This is a genomic window from Paraburkholderia sp. GAS32 (assembly GCF_050434225.1).
In the GTDB taxonomy this organism is placed as follows: domain Bacteria; phylum Pseudomonadota; class Gammaproteobacteria; order Burkholderiales; family Burkholderiaceae; genus Paraburkholderia; species Paraburkholderia madseniana.
Map to the genome: position 1 here is coordinate 1 of NZ_JBNPVS010000047.1, position 21,335 is coordinate 21,335.

Annotated in this window: 18 protein-coding genes; 4 read left to right on the top strand and 14 right to left on the bottom strand. The window is 63.4% G+C overall.

Annotated elements, in window-relative coordinates; genetic code table 11:
• Window positions 1–249: 249 nt before the first annotated feature.
• A complete protein-coding gene (locus P3T25_RS38115) occupies window positions 250–1,605 on the bottom strand; it encodes an MFS transporter (RefSeq protein ID WP_429362293.1) in 1,356 nt (451 codons plus the stop codon).
• Between the two features lie 164 nt (window positions 1,606–1,769).
• Window positions 1,770–2,942, bottom strand: coding sequence for a M20 aminoacylase family protein (locus tag P3T25_RS38120; protein ID WP_429362295.1), 1,173 nt, complete (start codon window positions 2,940–2,942; stop codon window positions 1,770–1,772).
• 118 nt (window positions 2,943–3,060) lie between these two features.
• On the opposite strand from P3T25_RS38120, the gene P3T25_RS38125 reads away from it, so the two are divergent.
• On the top strand, window positions 3,061–4,011 hold the full coding sequence (locus P3T25_RS38125) for a LysR substrate-binding domain-containing protein (protein ID WP_154564209.1): 951 nt from the start codon (window positions 3,061–3,063) through the stop codon (window positions 4,009–4,011).
• 108 nt (window positions 4,012–4,119) lie between these two features.
• On the opposite strand, the gene P3T25_RS38130 is transcribed toward P3T25_RS38125, so the two are convergent.
• Entirely contained in the window at window positions 4,120–4,578 is a 459-nt protein-coding gene (locus tag P3T25_RS38130; RefSeq protein ID WP_429362297.1) for a hypothetical protein, read from the bottom strand.
• A 129-nt stretch (window positions 4,579–4,707) separates the two neighbouring features.
• The gene (locus tag P3T25_RS38135) at window positions 4,708–6,144 is read right to left on the bottom strand and encodes an aldehyde dehydrogenase family protein (protein WP_154564211.1); all 1,437 of its coding nucleotides are present in this window, start codon (window positions 6,142–6,144) and stop codon (window positions 4,708–4,710) included.
• Window positions 6,145–6,352: 208 nt separating this feature from the next.
• On the opposite strand from P3T25_RS38135, the gene P3T25_RS38140 reads away from it, so the two are divergent.
• The gene (locus tag P3T25_RS38140; RefSeq protein WP_054040615.1) at window positions 6,353–6,724 is read left to right on the top strand and encodes a cupin domain-containing protein; all 372 of its coding nucleotides are present in this window, start codon (window positions 6,353–6,355) and stop codon (window positions 6,722–6,724) included.
• Window positions 6,725–6,853: 129 nt separating this feature from the next.
• On the opposite strand, the gene P3T25_RS38145 is transcribed toward P3T25_RS38140, so the two are convergent.
• The 3 genes from P3T25_RS38145 to P3T25_RS38155 all read right to left on the bottom strand — a co-directional run bounded on the left by P3T25_RS38145 (window position 6,854) and on the right by P3T25_RS38155 (window position 11,258).
• Window positions 6,854–8,245 (bottom strand): NAD(P)/FAD-dependent oxidoreductase, encoded by a 1,392-nt coding sequence (locus P3T25_RS38145; RefSeq protein WP_429362300.1) that lies wholly within the window; start codon window positions 8,243–8,245, stop codon window positions 6,854–6,856.
• 157 nt (window positions 8,246–8,402) lie between these two features.
• Window positions 8,403–10,019 (bottom strand): purine-cytosine permease family protein, encoded by a 1,617-nt coding sequence (locus tag P3T25_RS38150; protein ID WP_429362302.1) that lies wholly within the window; start codon window positions 10,017–10,019, stop codon window positions 8,403–8,405.
• Between the two features lie 267 nt (window positions 10,020–10,286).
• Window positions 10,287–11,258, bottom strand: a complete 972-nt coding sequence (locus P3T25_RS38155) for a LysR family transcriptional regulator (protein WP_154564215.1) — start codon at window positions 11,256–11,258, stop codon at window positions 10,287–10,289.
• A 154-nt stretch (window positions 11,259–11,412) separates the two neighbouring features.
• On the opposite strand from P3T25_RS38155, the gene P3T25_RS38160 reads away from it, so the two are divergent.
• Window positions 11,413–12,813, top strand: a complete 1,401-nt coding sequence (locus P3T25_RS38160) for an NAD(P)/FAD-dependent oxidoreductase (RefSeq protein ID WP_154564217.1) — start codon at window positions 11,413–11,415, stop codon at window positions 12,811–12,813.
• A 64-nt stretch (window positions 12,814–12,877) separates the two neighbouring features.
• Here the strand turns inward: P3T25_RS38160 and P3T25_RS38165 are convergent, their stop codons facing one another.
• Entirely contained in the window at window positions 12,878–13,771 is an 894-nt protein-coding gene (locus tag P3T25_RS38165; RefSeq protein WP_154564219.1) for a LysR family transcriptional regulator ArgP, read from the bottom strand.
• Window positions 13,772–13,868: 97 nt separating this feature from the next.
• On the opposite strand from P3T25_RS38165, the gene P3T25_RS38170 reads away from it, so the two are divergent.
• Window positions 13,869–14,507 (top strand): LysE/ArgO family amino acid transporter, encoded by a 639-nt coding sequence (locus P3T25_RS38170; protein ID WP_154564221.1) that lies wholly within the window; start codon window positions 13,869–13,871, stop codon window positions 14,505–14,507.
• A 15-nt stretch (window positions 14,508–14,522) separates the two neighbouring features.
• On the opposite strand, the gene P3T25_RS38175 is transcribed toward P3T25_RS38170, so the two are convergent.
• From P3T25_RS38175 to P3T25_RS38200, 6 genes are read right to left on the bottom strand one after another with little or no spacing between them, the layout of a single operon-like run.
• Complete coding sequence (locus P3T25_RS38175) at window positions 14,523–15,422, bottom strand: hypothetical protein (protein ID WP_154564223.1); 900 nt, start codon at window positions 15,420–15,422, stop codon at window positions 14,523–14,525.
• The gene (locus P3T25_RS38180) at window positions 15,415–16,944 is read right to left on the bottom strand and encodes an AMP-binding protein (protein ID WP_429362305.1); all 1,530 of its coding nucleotides are present in this window, start codon (window positions 16,942–16,944) and stop codon (window positions 15,415–15,417) included. The genes P3T25_RS38175 and P3T25_RS38180 overlap by 8 nt, the downstream gene beginning before the upstream one ends.
• A 7-nt stretch (window positions 16,945–16,951) precedes the next feature.
• Entirely contained in the window at window positions 16,952–17,188 is a 237-nt protein-coding gene (locus P3T25_RS38185; protein ID WP_429362307.1) for an acyl carrier protein, read from the bottom strand.
• Window positions 17,189–17,221: 33 nt separating this feature from the next.
• Window positions 17,222–18,940, bottom strand: a complete 1,719-nt coding sequence (locus tag P3T25_RS38190) for an MBOAT family O-acyltransferase (protein WP_429362309.1) — start codon at window positions 18,938–18,940, stop codon at window positions 17,222–17,224.
• Window positions 18,941–18,945: 5 nt separating this feature from the next.
• On the bottom strand, window positions 18,946–20,172 hold the full coding sequence (locus P3T25_RS38195) for an alginate O-acetyltransferase AlgX-related protein (RefSeq protein ID WP_429362311.1): 1,227 nt from the start codon (window positions 20,170–20,172) through the stop codon (window positions 18,946–18,948).
• Window positions 20,172–21,200 (bottom strand): alginate O-acetyltransferase AlgX-related protein, encoded by a 1,029-nt coding sequence (locus P3T25_RS38200; RefSeq protein WP_429362313.1) that lies wholly within the window; start codon window positions 21,198–21,200, stop codon window positions 20,172–20,174. Before P3T25_RS38200 ends, P3T25_RS38195 begins: the two co-directional genes overlap by 1 nt.
• Window positions 21,201–21,335 lie beyond the last annotated feature (135 nt).

Consider the following 21,335-nt stretch of genomic DNA (forward strand, 5'->3'; position numbering starts at 1 on the left):
AATTCCTGTCGGAGGCTCATGGTGTCTCTTGCGTTCCAGGGCATGGTCGGGACCGGGCGTTTTAATACCCGGAAGTGTCAACCATGTCCCCGCACGTCTGTCAGCCATGTCTCCGGTCCATACACAGCCGGCAAAGAGAAGTAGGTGCCGCCCCGCACAGGGGCAACGCTAATAGACCACTAACAATTCAAGGAAAGGCCAAAGCCCTAAGAACACGGCCAATGCCGCCGCCAAAGGCGAAAAACACCTTCAATCTATTGCCTTCCCAGCAGTCTCCCGCATAAACGGCAACGGCAACAACGACACAACCCCACACCCAATCAAATACCAGGCAGGCGCCAGATTACTCCCCGAAATCTGAATCAACCAGGTAGCAAAAAACTGCGCAAACCCACCAAAAATCGAAACCCCTAAACAATAAACAATCGACATCCCGGTAGCGCGAATCTCGCGCGGAAACATCTCGGGCAACATGACGATATTGGGCACAGCCGTAAAAGCGACAAACACAGCCAGCACAGCAACAACAGACAACAAAACAGGCACCGTAGGCGAAGCATTGATAATCATGAACGCCGGATACACGGCAACAATCAGCAACACCCGCGAAATCCACAAAACACGTTTACGCCCCACCCGATCGGACAACGCCCCCGCAAACGGCGAGCAAATCACCGTCACCACCGCCGCGGTCCACGCGGCCCACAACGCCGACGACATCGGCAAATGCAAAATCCGAATCGCGTAGGTAGACAGATAAAACAGCACGATGTAATTCGCCGCCGTGCCGCCAATGGTCGTCAGCACCCCCGTCGTGATCACCCGCGAATGCTCGCGAAACAGCCTGCGAACCGGCTGTGCATCAGGCGCCTGGGCCGCCGAAACCGTGCCGTCTTCCACGCCCGGCAACGTTTCGTCCAGATGCCGCCGGATGTAAATACCAATCGGCCCCATCGCCATGCCGATCACAAACGGCACGCGCCAGCCCCAGCTCTCCAGCGCAGCAGTGGACAGCGCCGCCGCCAACGCAACACCCAGCAGCGAGCCGCATACCGTGTTCAACCCTTGGCTCACAAACTGCCAGCTTCCGTAGAACCCGCGCGTCTTGTCGCTGCCATATTCAAGCAGCAACGAGGTCGATGCGCCGACCTCGCCGCCCAGCGCGAAGCCCTGAATTAATCGCGCAAGAATCACCAGCAGCGGCGCGGCGATGCCGATCGCCGCATACGTCGGCGCGAATGCGATGATCGCCGAGCCGAGCGTCATCAGCCACAGCGTGAGACTCATCGCGGCCTTGCGGCCGGCACGGTCAGCATAGCCGCCGAGCACAATGCCGCCCACCGGACGCATGATGAATCCCACGCCGAACGTGCCGGCGGCCAGCATCAGTTGCGCAAGCTGCCCTTCCACCGGGAAATACAGCTTGCCGATGATCGTCGCGAAGAAACTGTAGATCGTGAAGTCAAAAAACTCGAGGCCGTTGCCGAGCGTGATCGCAGCAATCGCTTTGGCGTGACTCGTGCGTTTGGCCGGCGGCACGGCCGACGCGCCAGCGAGATTCAACGCGTCGGTGCCTGCTGGTTGCGGTGTAGCGGAATAGTCCATCTGTGTCTCCATGGTGTCCTCCCTGCTGATGCGCGGCCCTGCGGTCTTGTGCGCCTGAGAGCAAAGGACGGCCTGACTGGCCCCAACACGGCCTTGATGGCCCCGCTGGTCTTCGTGACCCTCGGAGCCTTGCACGGCCTCAGTTCAATCCGATGGCACCCGGCTCAGACGAGGAACGTCTGCGCAAGCCGCACCCAATAGGCCGCGCCGGTAGCGAGACAGTCGTCGTTGAAGTCATAGCCCGGGTTGTGGACCATGCAGCCGCCCTCGCCATCGCCATTGCCGATGATCAGGTAACTGCCCGGGCAACGCTCCAGCAGGAACGCGAAGTCTTCACTGCCGGTCAACGGTTGCATGTCGGCGATCAAACCGTCTTCGCCGAGCCAGTCGAGCGCGACCTGCCGTGCGAGACTGGTCATCTGCGCATCGTTGACCAGCACCGGATACCGTCGCTGATAGTCCACATGCGCTCGCGCGCCGAACACCGCCGCCTGCCCGCAGGCAACCGCCGTGATGCGCTCCTGCAAATAGTTGCGAACCTCGGGCTTCAGCGCGCGCACGGACAGGCGCATCTCCGCGGTTTCAGGAATCACGTTCGGTGCTTCACCGGCGTGAATCGCGCCGACGGTGATGATCGCCATGTCGAGCGGCGCAATGTTGCGCGACACGATCGACTGCAAGGCCAGCACGATCTGCGCGCACACCACCACGGGATCGACCGCCTTGTGCGGCACCGCGCCATGACCGCCGCGGCCAGTCACCTTGATGATCACCGTATCGGACGACGCCATGAACGAGCCCGACAGGAAACCGAACTTGCCCGTCGGAAAACCGGGCATGTTGTGCATCGCGAAGACCGCGTCGCACGGAAACTTGTCGAACAGGCCGTCTTCGAGCATTTTCTTCGCGCCGGCCTGACCTTCTTCAGCGGGCTGGAAAATCAGGTTCAACGTGCCGTCGAAACTCTTTTCCTGCGCCAGATGCTTGGCTGCCGCCAGCAGGATCGCCGTGTGCCCGTCATGGCCGCATGCGTGCATCTTGCCGGGGACGGTGCTCGCGTACGGCAGGCCGGTCGTCTCATGAATCGGCAGTGCGTCCATGTCGGCGCGCAGGCCGAGTTTGCGCGTGCCGCCGCCTACTTTCAGTTGCCCTACAACGCCGGTCTGACCCAGCCCGCGATGCACGGTGTAGCCCCACTCCTGCAAGCGCTCGGCGACCAGGTCGCCGGTGGCGAACTCTTCGTAAGCCAGTTCGGGCTGCGCGTGGATGCGGCGGCGCAGCGCGATCATTTCGTCTTCGAGTTCGGCGATGCCCGCCGGGATGGCCATGGTGTTCACGATGTTGTCTCCGTCGATGAAAGCGTGAACCGAGCATAACCACGCCGATTTTCCAGCGGCAGGCGTAGAATCGTTGCGCCAGCAACCAGCGGTTGCCACCCATCTACGGGTTTTCCAGATGAAACTGCATCAACTCAGCACCTTAGCGGCCATTGCGGATACCGGCAGTATCCGGGCCGCCGCCCGTTCGCTCGAGCTTTCGCCGGCCGCCGTGACCAAGGCCATGCGCGAACTGGAAGCCGATCTGCACGCGCCGTTGCTGGTGCGCGGCGCGAGCGGCGTCGCGTTCACGGAGTTCGGCCGCGCGCTGGTCGTGCATGCGCGGCTGGTGCTCGGTCAGTTGCAGCGCGCAGAAGCGGAGATCGAGGCGATGCGCGGCGCAGCGGCCGGCAAACTGTCGATCGGCGTCACACCGTGGGTGGCGCTGACATTCCTGCCGCCCACGGTGCAGCGGTTCCGGCAACGCATGCCGGAGGTCCAACTGGAATTCTTCGAGGGTCTGTTGGCGGTCGTGCAACCGCGCTTGCGCGACGGCAGCCTCGATTTTTCGATCGGCCGTCCTCCGCCTGCTTCGCCGCAATCGGAGTTTCACAACGTACCGCTGTTTTCCACGCATTCGGCGGTGGTCGCGCGCCGCGATCACCCCAAGGCGGGTTGCCGCACGCTGCTCGAACTGGAAGACGCCGAATGGGTATTGAACTGGGACCCCGCCAGCCGCGAGTCGATCTCGGACAATCTGTTCCGCAAGCGCGGCATGAAGGTGCCGCACACGATCCATCTCGCGCATTCGCTCGCGGTCGTGCTCGGCTTGCTCGCGCAAACGGACATGCTCAGCATTTTTCCGTGGCCGCTCGTCGAGGTGAGCATCGCGAAGGAGAATCTGTGGGCGCTGCCCTTGCGCGAGACGGTGGATGAAACCATCGTCAGCATCACGTCACGCCGCGGCGCGCCGACGAGTCCGGCGGCCACGTGTTTTCTCGAGTGTTTGCGCGAAGTCGTCGACGAAGGTGCGCGCTCGCAAGACCCCGAGCTGCGCCGGCTGTTTCATTCGATCGAACTGCTGCTGTAGTGACGTGACCGAATCGCGTTGTTGAGCAACGTCACGGGCCAGCGTGGCTTCATCGCATTCAAACAGGCGAGGTACGGTCGCCCGCTACTACCTGGGTTGCTGGCCGGATTACTGGCTGGATAAATGCTTCTGCAGATACGGCACGAAGCCGTTTTGCGTCGGACCGATCTGCTTGACGCAATCATCGTAGTCAGAGCCCATCGCGCGATCCTGGCCATACATGCCACGGCATTGCGCGTACAGCGTGATCGTTGCCCCGCTGCCCTTGGCCACGCGCGTGGCCGAAAAGACCGCATGGCCCGAGCGGCTCGGAACGTCGGTCTCGATCGCTACCGCGTCCGCGCGGACGATCGACGTGGAAGAATGCGCCGCCACGTAGTCCTTCGTAAGCGACCAGGCCTTGTCGCACTGCGCCTGATCCGCGCACCCAACCGCGGCATTACGCTGCGCGCTATCGAGCAGGTTCTCTGAGCGGGTAAAGTCGCGCGCCTGCGCCTCCTGTTTTTCGGTGGACATGCAGCCGCTCAAGGCAAGCGCAGCAAGCGCAATAGCGATAGTCGTTTTCACAGGTTCAAGATCCGATGGCGAATTCCGGCAAAGATTATAGACGCCCGCAAACGGCGTTCGCAGATTGGAACAGCCATCGGAAAACGGCCGGCGCGGTGACGTCCCTCACCGCCCGGCAGTCACGCAGCGTCAGCTCGCGTAACCCACTACGCCCTTGATCTCCAGAAAATCCTCGAGACCGAACTCGCCGTACTCGCGGCCATTGCCCGATTGCTTGAAGCCGCCGAACGGCGCATCGGGGCTGTAGTCCGCGTAGTTCAGATAGATCGTGCCGGTACGCAGGCGCTTCGCCACGGCATGCGCGTGCTCGATCGAGGCGGATTGCACATAGCCCGCGAGGCCGTAGAGGCTGTCGTTGGCCATCGCGATCGCCTGGTCTTCGGTGTCGTAGCCGAGGATCGACAGCACCGGCCCGAAGATCTCTTCGCGCGCAATCGTCATGGTCGGCGTGACATTGCCGAACACCGTCGGGCGCACGAAGTAACCATCCTTCAATCCTTCAGGACGGCCCGGCCCGCCGGCCACCAGCGTAGCGCCCTCTTCAACGCCCACGCCGATCAGCCGCTGGATCTTGTCGAACTGCTGCTCGCTGATGACCGGCCCGAGATCGATGCCCTTCGCATCCGCAGGACCGACGACGAGTGCTTCAGCCGCTTCCTTCGCATACGCCAATGCCTCGGCGAGGCGTGCGCGCGGCACGAACATGCGCGTGGGCGCATCGCACGACTGGCCGCTGTTGTCGAAACACGCACGGGCGCCGCGCATCACAGCCTGTTTCAGATCGGCATCTTCGAGAATCAGGTTGGCCGATTTGCCGCCCAGTTCCTGGTGCACGCGCTTGACCGTGTCCGCCGAGGCCTTGGCGACCTGCACGCCCGCACGCGTCGAACCGGTGAACGACATCATGTCGATGTCCGGATGACGCGACATCGCCTCGCCCACCGTTGCGCCTTCGCCGTTGACGAGGTTGAACACGCCGGCCGGCACACCCGCTTCGTCGAGGATCTCGGCGAAGATGATGCCGGAGAGCGGCGCCAGTTCCGAAGGCTTGAGCACCATCGTGCAGCCGGCCGCGAGCGCGGGCACGACCTTGGTGGCGATCTGCAAGGCCGGCCAGTTCCACGGCGTAATCAGCCCGCACACGCCGACCGCTTCCTTGCGGATCAGAATGCTGCTCTTCACGTACTCGAATTCGAACGTGTCGAGCGTGCGGATCATCGTCTCCAGATGCGCAACGCCGGTCCACGCCTGCGCGTCGTTCGCATATTGCAGCGGTGCGCCCATCTCGCGGCTGATCGCATGCACCATGTCGTCATAGCGCTTGCGGTACACGTCGAGGATCGCTTGCAGCAAATCGATTCGCTGCGCGATCGTCGTCTCGCTGTAGGCAGGAAAGGCACGCTTCGCCGCGGCCACGGCGCGGTCGACATCGGCCGCGCCGCCGAGCGAAATCTGCGCGAACGCGGTAGCCGTGGACGGATCGATCACGTCGAGCGTGGCGGCACCGGCCGGGTTTTGCGGATCGACCCACTGGCCGTCGATGTAAAACTGTTTGGCGTGTTGCATGGGCTTGTCCTTTACATGAATGGTTGGGTCAGACGTTGGGCCGGCAAAGCGCCCGAGAGCGGTATCGAATGCTTTACATCGACGCCGCTCAATCTGAATGTCTTCAAATCGAAATTCATCGCTACGCAGCTTTGGCTCAGACTCCGGTTCTGCTTCGATTCCGTCATCGAATCCCTCGTCTTTGAATCAAATTAACCAGGAGAGACACATGAGCACCATCACTTTCACCCGCATCGACGCTAAAGGCCCCGGCGCTTCCGGCCTGAACCCCGCTCTGCACGATCCCGCCGACGTCATCCTCGAAGGCGCCAAGGCACCGCACGCCCTCAACGCATTCTCCGACGCAAGCAACATGCTGTCCGCCGGCGTATGGCAATGCGATGCGGGCACGCTGAAGCTGGCCGACCTGCCGATCCACGAAGTCTGCGTGCTGATCGAAGGCGAAGTCGTCATCACCAGCGACGACGGCCGCAGCGAACGCTATGCCGCCGGCGACGCCTTCATCCTGCACAAGGGCTTCTCGGGCACGTGGCATATGCCGGTGGCGACCAAGAAGTACAGCATCGTGTACTGCGGTTGATTCATACTGCATCGCAGCGTTGCTTCAACAAGAGCCGCACCCGTTAAGGTGCGGTTTTTTCATTCCGGCTGCAATCAATAAAAAAGCCGTCGGGCACATCGATCACTACAGTGGCAACCATAACGGCAACTACATCGGGAAGCCCAGCGCCTTGATCGAATTGATCCAGAGACGCCGCCAGCCGCCGCGATCGTCGGCGCCGTCGAATGCGTTGAAGGTAATCTTCGCGGCGATCCAGCGCAACGGTTCCGGCGGAATGTACGACGGCCCTTTGCGCGAAATATCCAGCGACGTAATCAGCGTCTCCCGATTCCACAGCATGTCGAGGCCCATCTTCGCACCAAAGCGGCTGCCCGCCACCCCGAAACCCGTATAGCCCGCGACGAACACGCTTTTGCCGCCGTGATAGCGGCGCGCGAACACGGCGCCGCGTGAGCAGTAGTCGATCGGGCCACCCCATGCATGGGTGAAGCGCACGTCGTCCAGTTGCGGAAACGTGCGGTAGAACGCTTCGGCGAGCTTGTAGTATGTGCTCTCGTCACGATCCGCGGCCGGATTTGGATCGCCGCCGAAGTGATAGCTCACACGGCCGCCGAAGATAATCCGGTTGTCTTTGGTAAGACGGAAATAATTGAGTTGCGTACGCGTATCGTAGATGCCCTGGCGATTGTTCCAGCCGATGCGCGCCATCTGCTCGTCGCTCAAAGGCGCAGTCGCGATGATGTGATCGCGCACCTGCATTACGCGGCGCTTGATGTCGGTCACGCCCACGTCTGCCGTGCCGGTGCCAAGCAGCACGCGTGGCGTTTCGATGCTGCCCGCCTGGGTGTGCACCATCATCGTTGCGCCGAGATCTTCCATGCGCGTGATCGGCGAGTGTTCATGCAAACGCACACCGAGTTTCAGCGCGGCGGCCTTCAGGCCCCACGCGAGTTTCGCCGGATGAATCGTGCCGCTGCGATTGCGCGACCACATCGCGCCTGCGAACAGCGGTGAATCGAGTTGTTCGCGTGCGCCTTTGCTGTCGAGCAAAACGACATCATGCCCGTGGGCTACGTGGAGCTCGTAATCGCCTTTCAGATGATCGAGGTGCCCCGGATCGACGGCCACCGTCATCTCGCCATTCCATTCGACGTCCGCTTCAATGCCGTAACGCGTCAACGACTCCTTGAAACCGTCGAGGTTCTCCTGCCCCAGCTGTTCCAGCACGTCGAGGTCTTGCGGAAAGACCCGCGTTGCATTCGGCAGACCATGCATCACCGACGTGGAGATGATCCCGCCCGGACGACCCGATGCGCCGTAGGCCGCCTTCCCCGCCTCGACCAGCACGACGTCGAGCGACGGGTCCGCTTCTTTCGCCTGAATCGCCGCCCATAAACCGGTGAACCCACCGCCGACGATCACCAGATCCGCGGAAGTCGGTCCGATCAATTCCCGTTCGACAGCCGGTGCACGCGGATTGTCCAGCCAGAACGGAAACAGCTTTACACCTTCAAACGCGCGCTTTACTGACTCGCTCATTGTGTTTGCCTACTCAACTTGAATACCATTGCATTTGCTGCGCGACTGTTGCTTCGGTGCGGCCTTGGTGGCGCTTCGACGCAGCTTCTAATGCCACCTCGATTGCCCTCGGCGAAGTCTCACTGCGCCTTGCACTGAGCGCCTCGAACCGCACGATTCAACCCGCGTCCTGCGTGTCCAGCACTTCTTCGCGTTCACGTCGTACGGCGCGCTGCTGCGCTTGCGTTTTCATTTGTGTCTTCATTTGCGCGCCGCCAGCCTTAAGCCTGGTCGCCGGCACCACCGGGTGCACGGTCGCGTTGCGCTGCGGACCGCTACGCAACCAACGTCGGCCAAGCGGCCCGTACACGCCATCCGGTTCAGGAAAACACTGCAGCAATGCGATATACAGCGCACAGGCCAGCGTCAGCGAAACAGGCATGCTGATGTCGAGACCACCGGCGAGCTGCCCAAGAGGACCGACGAACTGATCCGGCAGATTGACGAAGCACAGGCCGACCACCGCGCTCGGAATCCACGCGCCCATCGCTCGCCAGTTCCAGCCGTGCGTGAACCAGTAGTGCCCGCCACGGCCGCCGCGATTGAACACCTGCAGATCGTCGGAAAGATAGAAACCGCGCCGCGTCACGAAGCCGATGATCATGATCACCATCCACGGGCAACTGCAGACATTGATCAACACCGAGAACGTCGACACGCTTTCGACCAGATTGAACGCGAAGCGGCCGAGAAAGATAAAGCCGATGGCAAGACTGCCGATCAGCAACGTGGCGCGCACGCGGTTCAGAAACTTTGGAAACATGCTCGACATATCGAGCCCGGTGCCGTACAGCGCGGTGGTACCCGTCGACATCCCGCCGATGATCGCAATCAGGCACACCGGCAAAAAGAACCAGTTCGGCGAGATCGCCAGCAGACCGCCCACGTAGTTATTCGAGGCGATGAAATCCGGTGCCTTGCTGGCGATGATCGTCGCGGTAGCAAGACCGAAGAAGAACGGCACGAAGGTGGCCAGTTGCGCGAGCATCACCGCGAGGATCGTGCGCTTCTTCGGCGTGTTCTGCGGAATATAGCGAGCCCAGTCGCCGAGCGTGCAGGCGAACGACACCGGGTTGCTCATCGCAACCAGCACAGCACTCACGAACGCCGGCCAGAAACCCACCGACCCGAGCGCCACCTTGCCGGCGTACGCGCTATTGAACGGCCCGGCGAACGCCACAATGCCGACCACGAAAAGCAGACTCGCGGCCCACACGGCGATCTTGTTGACCCACAGCATGAAGCGGAAGCCGTAGACGCAGACGGTCAGCACCAGCACCGCAAAGAGACCGTACGCGAAGCTCAGCGTCATCCAGTTGACCGGCAGGCCGAGCAGATGATTCGCGCCGCCCACGAGCGCATCGCCCGAACTCCACACCGCCAGCGAGAAGAACGCGACGGCGGTCAACACCGCCAGAAAGGAGCCGACGATCCGGCCATGAATGCCGAAATGCGCACCCGACGAAACCGGATCGCTCGTGCCGTTGCGCGGACCGAACAGCCCCATCGGCGCAAGAATGCACGAACCGATCACCACGCCAAGCACGATCGAATAAACGCCCGCCTTGAACGACAGACCCAGCAGCACCGGAAAACTGCCGAGCACCGAGGTGGAAAAGGTATTGCAACCGCCGAACAGCAAGCGGAACAGATCGATCGGCCGCGCATAACGCGAGCGATCCGGAATGCGTTCAAAACCGAATGTTTCGACTTGGGTGATGCTGTTGCTGCTCATTGTCTCCAACTCCTGTAACGGCCAGGTCAATCACGATGGCTCGCCACGAGGATGCGGCGTCCACTTTTCTCAGATGTCTGGACGCCACTGTAAAGACAATCAGTGCGGGCAAAAATATCGCCCGCCCAACCTTTACTTCGATCGCGGGCGATGTAACCTGAAATGCCCGTCCTATAAGGCTCTGCGGAGGTAGCCAGAGGCCGCGCGGGTACCTCCTTCGGGCCTGGCGAAACGCAAACGTCGAAGCGAATAGCGAGAATCCTCGCCTCAAATCGGGCTTGCCTCACGCGCCTGACGGCGCCGCTTCGCCGCGGCAACAGTCGGCAGCGGCACCGGCACCGCGCCGGACATGCCGTGCTCGATCAGAAAATCGCGGAACAGGCTGGCGACATGCGGCAGGCGTTTATCGGACACATGCATCACGTACCAATCGCGCTCGATTGGATTCGCGGGCAAGGGCAACAACGCCAGCAAGCCCGCCTGAAATTCCAGCGAGCACGCATGCAGCGACAGAAACGCGATACCCAAGCCCGCCTCGACCAGTTGCTTGATCGCTTCGTTGCTCGAGAGTTCGGAGCCGATATGCAGCTTGTGGCCGGCGAGCCGAAACAGATTCTCGACCGTCGAGCGCGTACCCGAGCCCCGCTCCCGCACGAACAGATTCGCGGATTGCAGATCGTCCAGCGACAGGCGCTTCTTCTTCATCAACGCATGGGCGGGCGAGGCGACGAACGCCATCGGATGCTTGGCGAACGCCGTGGCCACTGTGCGCAATTCGCGTGGTGCGCTGCCCATCACCGCGAGATCGATCTCGTGCGTGGCCAGCATGCGGATGATGTCGGCGCGATTGCCGACCTTGAATTGCACCTTCACTTGTGGGCGCGATTCCGTGAAGCGCACCAGAAAAGGCGGGATCAGATATTCGGCGGTCGTGATCGCGCCAATGCGCAGCGTGCCGCCCTGCTCGCCATGCAAGGCGGCGAGGTCATCCGCTGCGCCGTTCCATAGATCGAGGATTTCCAGCGCATAGCGCGCGAGGATTTCCCCCGCCGCGGTCAACTGCACGCCACGGCCCACCCGCTGCAACAGCGGCGCGCCCGCGGCCTCCTCGAGCAGGCGCACCTGAAGCGACACCGCCGGCTGCGTGAGCTTCAATTCTTCGGCCGCGCGCGACACGCTGCCTAGCTTCGCGACCGTATGCAAGGCTTTCAATTGACGAAACGTGGCGGCTTTTAACATAAGTGAAAACCTATATATTGTGCAGAAACATTAAATTGTGCTGCGGTTTCAGCCGATTCTATACTGGCCCTGACAGATGAGGCCGGTGAATACCCGGTATAGCCCCGGAACGCCTTCACCGGCTCAGCACGGACAACTTCAGGAGGATAGGATCATGGCCGCAATCGATCAGCAGGGAACCTCTACCGCGCAACGCAGAGAGCAAGGGCAGCAAGCGGCTCAATCGACGCAAGCGGCGGCGCATCGCGTCGTGATCGTCGGCGGTGGGGTCGGCGGCCTTGGGCTCGCTACACGACTGTCGGAAACGCTCGGACGCGCCGGTCTCGCGCAGATCGTGCTGGTGGATCGCTGGCCGACGCATTTCTGGAAGCCCTTGTTGCACGAAGCCGCGTCGGGCCAGCTCGATCCGGCCACACACCAACTGCAATACGCCGTGCAGGCGCAACGGCATGGCTTCGAATTCGAACAGGGCGAGCTCGCCGCGCTCGATCGTACGAACCGGCACATCACGCTGAATGCGCTCCACGACGCCGACGGCCGCGAAATCCTGCCGTCACGGCAGCTTGCATTCGATACGCTGGTGCTGGCCATGGGCAGCGTCACACAATATTTCGGCGTGCCCGGCGCGGCCGAACACGCGTTGCCGCTCGAATCGGTCGCGCATGCGGAAGCGTTTCGCCGCAAGCTGCTCGACGCCTGTCTGCGGGCCAACCATGCGCGACGCGCACGGACCGCGCAGGCGGACACGCCGGTGTCGATCAACATCATCGGCGCTGGAGCGACAGGCGTTGAACTCGCCGCTGCGTTGCGCGACACGGTGCGCCTGCTGAACCGCTATAGCCCGTTTTCGCTCGACCCCGTGCGCGACTTCCGCATCCGTCTGATCGAAAGCAGCGAGCGCGTGCTGCCCGCCCTGTCTGAAACGATCTCGGCGCGTGCACAAAAGATGCTCGTCAGTCTGGGGGTCGACGTGTTGAACGCCACGCGCGTCACCGAAGTGCGCGCCGACGCCGTGCTGACGAATGAAGGCGCACCGCTCGCCAGCGACATCGCGATCTGGACCGCCGGCATCGCGGGGCCGCCGGTGTTGCGCACGCTGGGCGGCATCGCGGTGAATCGCAACGCACAGGTGCAGGTGAACCGCACGCTGCAATGCACGAACGATGCGAACATATTCGGACTGGGCGACTGCGCGGCCTGCCCTTCTTCTGAAAACGCGGACGCGTTTCTGGCGCCGCGCGCGCAAGTCGCGCATCAGCAGGCGCTGTTTCTGGCGCGCGCGCTGAAGTGCCGGATAGCGGACGAACCCTTGCCGGAGTTCGTCTATCGCGACGCCGGCACGTTGGTCGGCTTTGGCCGCGAAGGCACGATCGGCAGTCTGAGCAACAGCTTGCTGACGCAGCCGGTGTTCGTCGACGGCTGGCTGGCGACTGCCGTCTACAAGCTCATCTATCGCCGCCACGTGATGACATTGACCGGCTTCGCACGCATGGCGCTCGATTCGGCGAGCCACTGGTTGCGTCGACGCGTGCATCCGGTGATCCGGCTCCATTGAAATTGGCAAGCGCGGGCGGCGTCTTTCAGATTCCCAGATTCAGAAAACACCGCCCGCGCGACGCTCAATCGAGAAACTCCGTCGCCCGTTTGCGCAGCACCGCGCCGAAATCGTCGAGCCAGCCGATCGACAGGCGCCAGCTCTGCCAGTACAGATCCACGTCGATATGCTTGCCGGGCGCCACCTCGACCAACTCGCCGCTGGCAAGGTGCGGCGCGATCATCCGTTCGGGACACATGCCCCAGCCCATTCCCGTCACGCAGGCGCGCAAAAAACCGGCGACGTGCGGAATCCAGTGCAAGGGCGGATCCAAATCGGCCCGCGTGATGCGGCGCATGAAGCGCTTCTGCAACTGATCCTTCGGGTTGAAATCGACGCACGGCGCGCGCCGTAACGACTCGCGCGTGACGCCGTCGGCAAAATGACGCTCGCGAAACGCCGGCGTGCAGACCGCCAGATAGCGCATCCGCCCGAGCCGGGTCGAGCGGCAGCCCTGCACCGGCTCGGCCTGCGTGGTGACCGCGCCTTGCACGCTGCCGTCGCGAATCCTCTGCGCGGTGTGGTCCTGGTCGTCGATCACCAGATCAAGCAGCATCTCCCGTTCCACGCAGAACTGCGCCACTGCGTCGATGAACCAGGTGCCCACGCTGTCGTCGTTGACGGCCACGCGCAGCGCCGGCCACGGTTCGACCAAGGCGCCGGGCAGTGCCGGCAACCGGCCGGTCAGCTCCGCTTCCAGCAACAGCACGCGTTCGGTATGGCGGCACAGCAGCGCCCCCGAGGTGGTCGCGACACACGGCTGGCCGCGCTTCACGAGCACGCTCCCCACCCGCTCCTCCAGCAGTTTGACCCGCTGCGAGACGGCTGAGGGCGTCACGTTCAGTTCGCTGGCCGCACGGTCGAACGAGCCGTGCCGCACCACGGCGGCCAGCGCGTCGAGCAATGCATAGTCGAGCATTAGCGTTCCTTAATCGGCATTAAGTAAATTAGCTTCTCTTATGAGCAGCAAAACCGCAGACTAGTCTCGTTCGCTTTCCCCGTCTACTGGATCGATTATGAATTGGCTGTCTTTTTCCCACGGTGCCGCCCTGTGCGCGTCGCTGATCGTGACGATCGGCGCCCAGAATGCCTTTGTGCTGCGTCAGGGCATCATGCGCTCGCACGTCGGCAAGATCGTCGCTCTGTGCGCGCTGTCCGATTGCATCCTGATCGGCGCGGGCGTCGGTGGCGCGTCGGTCCTGGTGGAGCGCTATCCGGTGTTCGTCCACGCGATGCTGTATATCGGGCTTGCCTATTTGGCGTGGTTCGGCATCAACGCGCTGCGCCGTGCAGTACGTCCGGGACATGCAGTGCTGGACGCCAATGCGGGCGGCACCGCACCGGGCACGAGCGCAGCAGCACCCGTGCAACGTGCAATGCCGATCATCCTGATGACGCTGGCCTTCACGTGGCTCAATCCGCACGTGTATCTCGACACCTTCCTGCTGATCGGCACGGCCGGTGCGCGCGAACCGGACGGCGCACGGGTGGCGTTCGCGCTCGGCGCGATGGCGGTGAGCGGAATCTGGTTTATTGGTCTGGGTTACGGCGCCCGCGCGTTGGCGCCGCTGTTTCGCCGCGCGACGGCGTGGCGCGTGCTGGACGGCGCGATCGGCAGCATGGTATTGCTGCTGGCGGTGACGCAGTTGCGGTGATTGCCGGCAGGCGCCCTACTTCTGCACCTGCTGCATGCCGAGCAGTTCCTGCACGAGTTGCGCCGACACGTAATGCGGTCCGTCGAAGAGATAGGTCCGGTAACCGCGATACGCGAGCAATTGCGGCGACAGTTCAGCAGCCGTCGCCGCGCGGAACGCGCCGCCCTGGGCGGGACGAAATGCCTCGGCGATGATCCGCACACGATCCTTGCCGAGCCGTGCCGCCAACGCATCCGCATATTCACGCGCAGCCGCCGGGCCACGCGCATAGACACCGCAGCCATCCTGCAGAAACACGCCGACATCGGGCGGCAGCCAGCCGTCCAGCCACGCTGCCAGCGCCGCGCCGCCGATATTCGAGTTGTCGTAGACACTGATCCACAGCGGCCGCGGGAGCTTGTCGAGCAAAGGCGCGAGCGCGGCGGCGTCCTTCCAGGTTGGGTCGACTTCCACCGGAAAGTAATAACCGTCGATGTGAATCGCCGGCCGCACGGCCGCCAACTGCTTCGATTGTTCGATCAGTTGCGCCGCCTGCGCACGGGCTGTGGTTTCGTCGAAACGTCCGGCGAGACCGACGATCACATTGCGCGCCCATGGTTCGCCGGCAATCCGCGTCCAGTCGGGCAAGCGTCGGGCCGTTTGCATAGCGGTGCCAGGCAGAAACGACGTGCCGTCCACCGCCGTCCATTGCACCAGCAGATCCGTCACGCCGAGGCGATTCCAGTCGCCGTGCGGGTCGACATGATCATCGTCGATCTGCCAGACCACGCCCTGCGCCAACGCGCCGGCGTCGCTCGCACCAGGCGCCGAGCAGCCGTACACGAGCGCGGCGCACGCGCTCGCCGCCAGCAGCGCGCGGCGGCGCGGCGAGACCGGCTCGCCCTCCCGGGTCTGAACCTCGTGTGAACTACGCATTGTGCTGGCGCTGTGCTTTGAAATGAACGTCACGATAATCCTGAGCAAGTTGCGCGCGATCGATCTTGAAGTTGACAGATACCGGCAAGGACCGGCACGCGAGCAATTCTGACGGGATCATATACGACGGCAGGCGCGCGGCCAGCAGCGTCTTCCAGTCCTGCAACGCATCGGGCAGCCGGCCGTCGTCGTTGCCGGTTGCGACGAACGCGACGATCCGCGCGACCGAGCCGTCCGGCCGCCGCAACGGCACGGCTGCGGCACTCGCTGCAGCGGGCAGCGCGCGCAGGGCCGCGTCGATCTCCATCAATTCGATCCGGTAGCCGCCCATCTTGATCTGATCGTCGATACGTCCGTGGCAGAACAGCAGTCCGTTGCCGTCGATCGCGCCCAAATCGCCGGTGCGAAACGCCCGCTGTCCGTTGTGGGTGAACATGCGTGCCGCGTTCAGGTCTTCGCGGTTCAGATAGCCGCGCATCACATGTGCGCCGGCGATGCACAATTCGCCAGCGTCGACGAACACCTCGGCGTCGCGCTTGGCATGGCCGATCGGCAGGCGCGCGTGATGCGCGAGTACCGCATCGTCGACGACGATCCAGGTGGTCGCTACAGTCGCCTCGGTTGGTCCGTATGTGTTGATGATCCGTGCGGCCGGGAAGCGCTGGCGCAATTGGCGCGCGAGTGCGACTGGTAACACTTCGCCGCAGAACAGGAAGGTCCTGAGCGCCGGCAAGCCGTCTTGCGAGAACTGCGGATTGAGGAGTTGCTGTTGCGCAAACGATGGTGTCGACACCCATGTGGTCATGCGGTGACGTGCGAGCGTGGCGAGAAACGCTGCGCCCTGCGTCGTCAGTGCACGCGAGGCGAGTACCACGGTGCCGCCGAGCGCGAGGGTGCCGAACACTTCGTACATCGACAGATCGAAGCTGAAGGGCGCCTGATTCAGGAACACCGGCGCGTCGCCAAGCGCGAAGTCGGCCGCCATCCAGTCGGCCAGCGCGGCGACGCTTTCGCGGCCAATCTGGACGCCTTTGGGTTCGCCGGTCGTACCGGAGGTGAACAGCACGTATGCGAGGTTTTTCTCGCGCAATGCCGGCGGTGCTGATGCTGTCGAAGTCGAAGTCGAACTCACCGCCCCCTCTACCGCCTCAAATTCGACCCACGCGCCGTGCCCGTTCAAACTCACGAAGCGGCCGTCGCGCGCGTCGAAGTAAGTCTGCGCGCCGAGCGTGCTCGCGATGCGCTGCATCCGTTCATCCGGATAGATCGTATCGACAGGCACGAACGGCGCGCCGAGCAGCAACGCCCCCACCATCGCCACAAAAAATTCCGCTTCCTTGTGACCGCGGATGATCACCGGCACATCCGCAGCGAAACCGTGTGCGCGCGCCTGGCCGGCCCACGCGTGGGCTTGTTCCTCCAACTCGTGCCAGCGCAATGCGCGATCGGCACCGATCACCGCCCACGTGTCCGCACGAACATCGACATCGGCAAAGCAGTTCGCGTTCAGATCGAATCGCATGGCGCGCCTAGCGATTGGCGGCGATGAATGCGCAAAGCGCATCCACGGATGCCAGGTGCTCGGCGATCTCGGTTGGCGGAATCCGCACGCCGAATTGCATCTCGACGCCCATTACGATTTCGACGGCCAGCACCGAATCGACCAGCCCCGTTTCGAGCAGCGGTTCATCACTGCGCACGAGGCGCAGCACGACGGATTCGACCAGCGCCGCCACGTCGGCGTGCAGCGTTTCGTGTTGAGTCATTGTGTACTCCTTGCGCAAACGTCGTTCCGGCAATCAGAACTGGAAATAAAGAAAACGCACTTCGCCATGCAACTGCGCGACACAGAACACCAGCACGCCGAACATCGCGACGGTCCAGCGCAGCGAAGGCCGCCATGTCAGCGCAGCGGGCAAGCCTTCGACCGCGCGGTCGAGCGCCGGCGAGAAGCGGCCCATCAGTTGATGTGAATTCGGCGTGCACCAGACGATCGCCAACAGCGCGACGATCTGCAACGCGAGCATCGAACGGCCCGCGACCAGATGCAGCCACTCGCCAAGGCCCATGTTCGCCGTGCTCCAGGCGGGCCAGTCGAGCGCTTCGATACCGCGCAAACCGGCCATGCCCTGCAATAACGCGAGCGCATCGCCAACGCCATGTGCCCGGAAAAATGCAAACGCGACCAGTGCGGCCACGAAGGTCAGCAGGACCTTGCCCGCATGGCGAACGCGTGCTTTGAAGCTCAATGTGAACGCCGCGGCTGTTCCTGCCGTCCCCGCTGTCCCGATCGCCCGTGCCGGCCCTGCAGTCACCGCTGCGCCCCGTACCGTCCCCGCTGCAGTTGCCCCACTCACACTCACCCCAACCGCCGGCGCAGCCGCCCCCCGCCACGCGCGATAAGCGTGATTCACAGTGAGATACGACGCGTGCAGCAGACCGTAAATCAGATACTGCAAGCCCGCGCCGTGCCAGATGCCGGCCAGCGCCATCGTGTAGAAAGTCGGCACGGCCACCGTCGAGAGAAAGCCGCCCGTCGAGCGTTGCGCGAGGCGCCCGATCGGCAGGCCACGCAACGCACGGCTACGGTTGATCCGCATTGCCAGCGGGTAGTACAGGTAAGCCGTGAGATAGCGCGTGAGCGTCATATGCCAGCGCTGCCAGAAGTCGATGATGCTGGCCGCCTTGAACGGCGAATTGAAGTTCAACGGAAAACGCACGCCGAACATCTTCGCGAGGCCCACGGCCATGTCCGAATAACCAGAGAAATCGAAGTAAAGCTGCAACGCGTACGCGAGACAGGTGCCCCACGCGGCCAGCCACTGCAACTCGTGCGGCGCGGCGAAGCCCGCGTCGGCGAACGGTGCGATGGTGTCGGCGAACAGCAGCTTCTTCGCGAGGCCGATCGTGAAGACGAACGCACCGATCGACAGATTTTCCGCGCGCAGCTTATACGTGGCCGGCTGCGCGAACTGCGTCATCATTTCCTTGTGATGCAGGATCGGCCCCGCGATCAGATGCGGAAAGAACGTCACGAACTGCACGTAGCCGAGCAGGTCGCGCTCCTTGACGATGCCCGCGTTGCAATCGAGCAGATAGCCGATCTGCGTGAAGGTGAAAAACGACACGCCGAGCGGCAGGATCACGTCCTGCATGCCGTGCGCGAACCAGTCGGCCGGCGCGACGCCGCTTGCGTGCACGAGCGCGGTGAGCAGCGTCGCCAGATATTTGTAGCGCACCAGCAGCGCGAGGTCGGCGGTGATCGCGAGACCGAGTAACCAGCGGCGGCGAGTGGACTGCGCAGGCGCCGCGACAATCGCACAGCTCATCGCGTAGTTGAACGCGATCGACCCCACCAGCAAAGCGACGAACGCCGGATTCCACCAGCCGTAGAACACGATCGACGCACCGCAGAGCCACGCCGCCGCGGCGCGTGGCATGCGCTGGCCGAGCAGGTAGTAGCCGGCCAGCGCCGGCGGCAGGAACAGCGTGAGGAAGATGAATGAATTGAATAGCATCGGGATCAGTCCTGCCTGGCTGGTGCGGGAGCGGTGCCGACCGGCATCGACAGCGCGTCTTCCGACATTTCCCAGATCACCACGCGCACACTCTTCGGCCACGTGGCACGCTCGCGCCAAGCCGCCTGCATCGCGCGATCGAACTGGCCGTCGTCGAGGCTGACGTTCCACACTTCGCGGCCGAGCTGCTCGCCGAGGCGCTCGGCAAACGCGCTGCGGCGCGAAAACGAACTGCCCGCGAGCAGCACATCGGCGGCGGGACCGTCGTCGAGCAGGCCGCCTGTGCGTTGTGCCTGTAGAGTTTCAGCGGCGACGACATCAGGCGCTGGCCGCCACGCATCCGGCACGTCATTCAGATCGGCCAGCGTGAGCAGATCGCCGATGCGCGGTGCGGGTTGCGCCATCGTGTGCATGAATGTGGTGTCGCCGCATTTACCGAGCAACGGCAACACCGCGGCGCCGACCACCTGTGCAACTGCTTGCGCACCACGCGCATTCCAATGCACATCGGTACGGAAAAACGCGGGACGTGCAGCTTGCAACGCCGGCAACAATTCGACGTGCGTGACGTTGCTCGCGGTCAACGCGCGATTCCATACTTTCAGACGCTGCGTCATCCGCGCGTCCTGACGCAGCCCACACAGCGCTTCGCTCTCCACGCGCGCTTTGTCGGGCACCGTCACCACCACCAGTTGAATCCCGTCGCTGCGTAGCGCATCCGCGTAACGATGCAACGAGGCGATGCGCGCATCGGTCAGCGCGTCACCGCCATCGGCGCGTTCGACGGGATCATGTCCCGGCTGCACCGGCGCGCGCAGGCCGTCCGCATAGAACAGCCAGCCGGGACAGCCCTCGCGCACCTGATGCCCGAGGTCGCCGAACAACCGGTAACGCGCCGCGGCTTGCCAGCGATGCATCGACCGCGCATACGGCACGTCGATTGCACGGTCGAGACTGCGGCCGAGGCTGCCGTCACGCCAACCATGCGCATCGAACGACGCGCCGTCGCGCGACTGCATGACAAGCGAGGCCAGCGCGCCTGCACAACCGAGGCCGAGCAACAGCGCGACCAGCCACGCGACGTGCCGATGCGCGCGAGCAAGCGGCTCAGCGAGCGGCCCTTGCGCCGCCGCAGCAGCGTGACCGTGCGCCGCACCGGTGTCGTTGCCCGCTGCGCCTGCCGCTGTGCGACCCACCGTACGCGCCGGCGTGCGTCCGACTGACTCGCTCATCAGGCGATAGCCTTGGTCAGGCGTGCGAGGAACGCATCGTCGGCCATGACGGAGGCTGCGTCCCACTGCCCGCTCGCGCTCGGCAGATTCATCATCTGCCCTTCGTTGAATTGCCAGACGATCGCGTGTGGCGGATTCGCCTTGAAGGCCGGCGCTTCCACATAGTTGAGCAGCGTCTTCCACGGACCGGTGTCGCCGAAGGTCCACGTCAAACCAACCGGGCGATCGATTGCGTTCGAGAGCTTCTGCGGAAAACCGAGGTACGGCTGAACCATGCTGTTGCCGACCACCTGCACGACCGGCGGGCCACCATCGACGAGATCCGGCGACGCCACTACCGTGCGCACGATGAAGTGATCCTTGCCGACCGTTTTCTTGCGGTCCGGCGGCAGCAAGGCCGCGAGGTCGCCGTAGCGGACTTCCTCGTTCCACTTGCCAAGCCGGCTGCCCGCGCCCGCGGTGCCCTTCAGCGGACCGGCCGCCATGAGGCGTTTGGCGACACGCGCGGCGACCGCTTCGGCGGAATGGCCGCTCCAGTGGTAATCGGCGCGAATGTACTTTTCCTGCGAAGCATCGACCGCGGCGATCGCGCCGTCGCCATCGACTATCTGCAAGCCGAGCGAAGCGCCGTGCGCGCGAATCGCGGCATAGCGGCTCGCGACCCCTGCGGACATCGCGGTGCCGTCCGGCAGATTCTCCGGACATGCACGGGCTTTTAGCGGCGCGATCACGATCACGCTATGGATGCCGCGCGCCGTCAACTTGTCCGTCGCCTGATGAATCAGATCGACGGCTTTCAGACACGCGGGCGTTGCGTCATCGGTGAGGCTTTCCCAGCCGGGATAGAGCCACAGATTGCGGCCCTCGATCACGCTGGTCGACGCCGCGGCAAACGCGCGGCGCGGCAGCAGCGACAGCGCGCCGCTGAGCGGCGCCGCGGCCAGGGCGAGCAGCAGGCGGCGACGAGTGCTGTTGAGTGGCCCGGCCTGGATGGACGGTTGGAAAAGCGAACGGCAGGAGTCGGTCATGTCGTGTTCCCCGGACTGATTTGAAGCATCTCTCATGTGGCACAACGTCGGCGGCGCGCGCTGAAGCGTGGCCCGCGTTGCGATCTTCTCTTGGTGTTCCCGCTACTTCTTACTGCTATTTCGTGTTGCCAATGC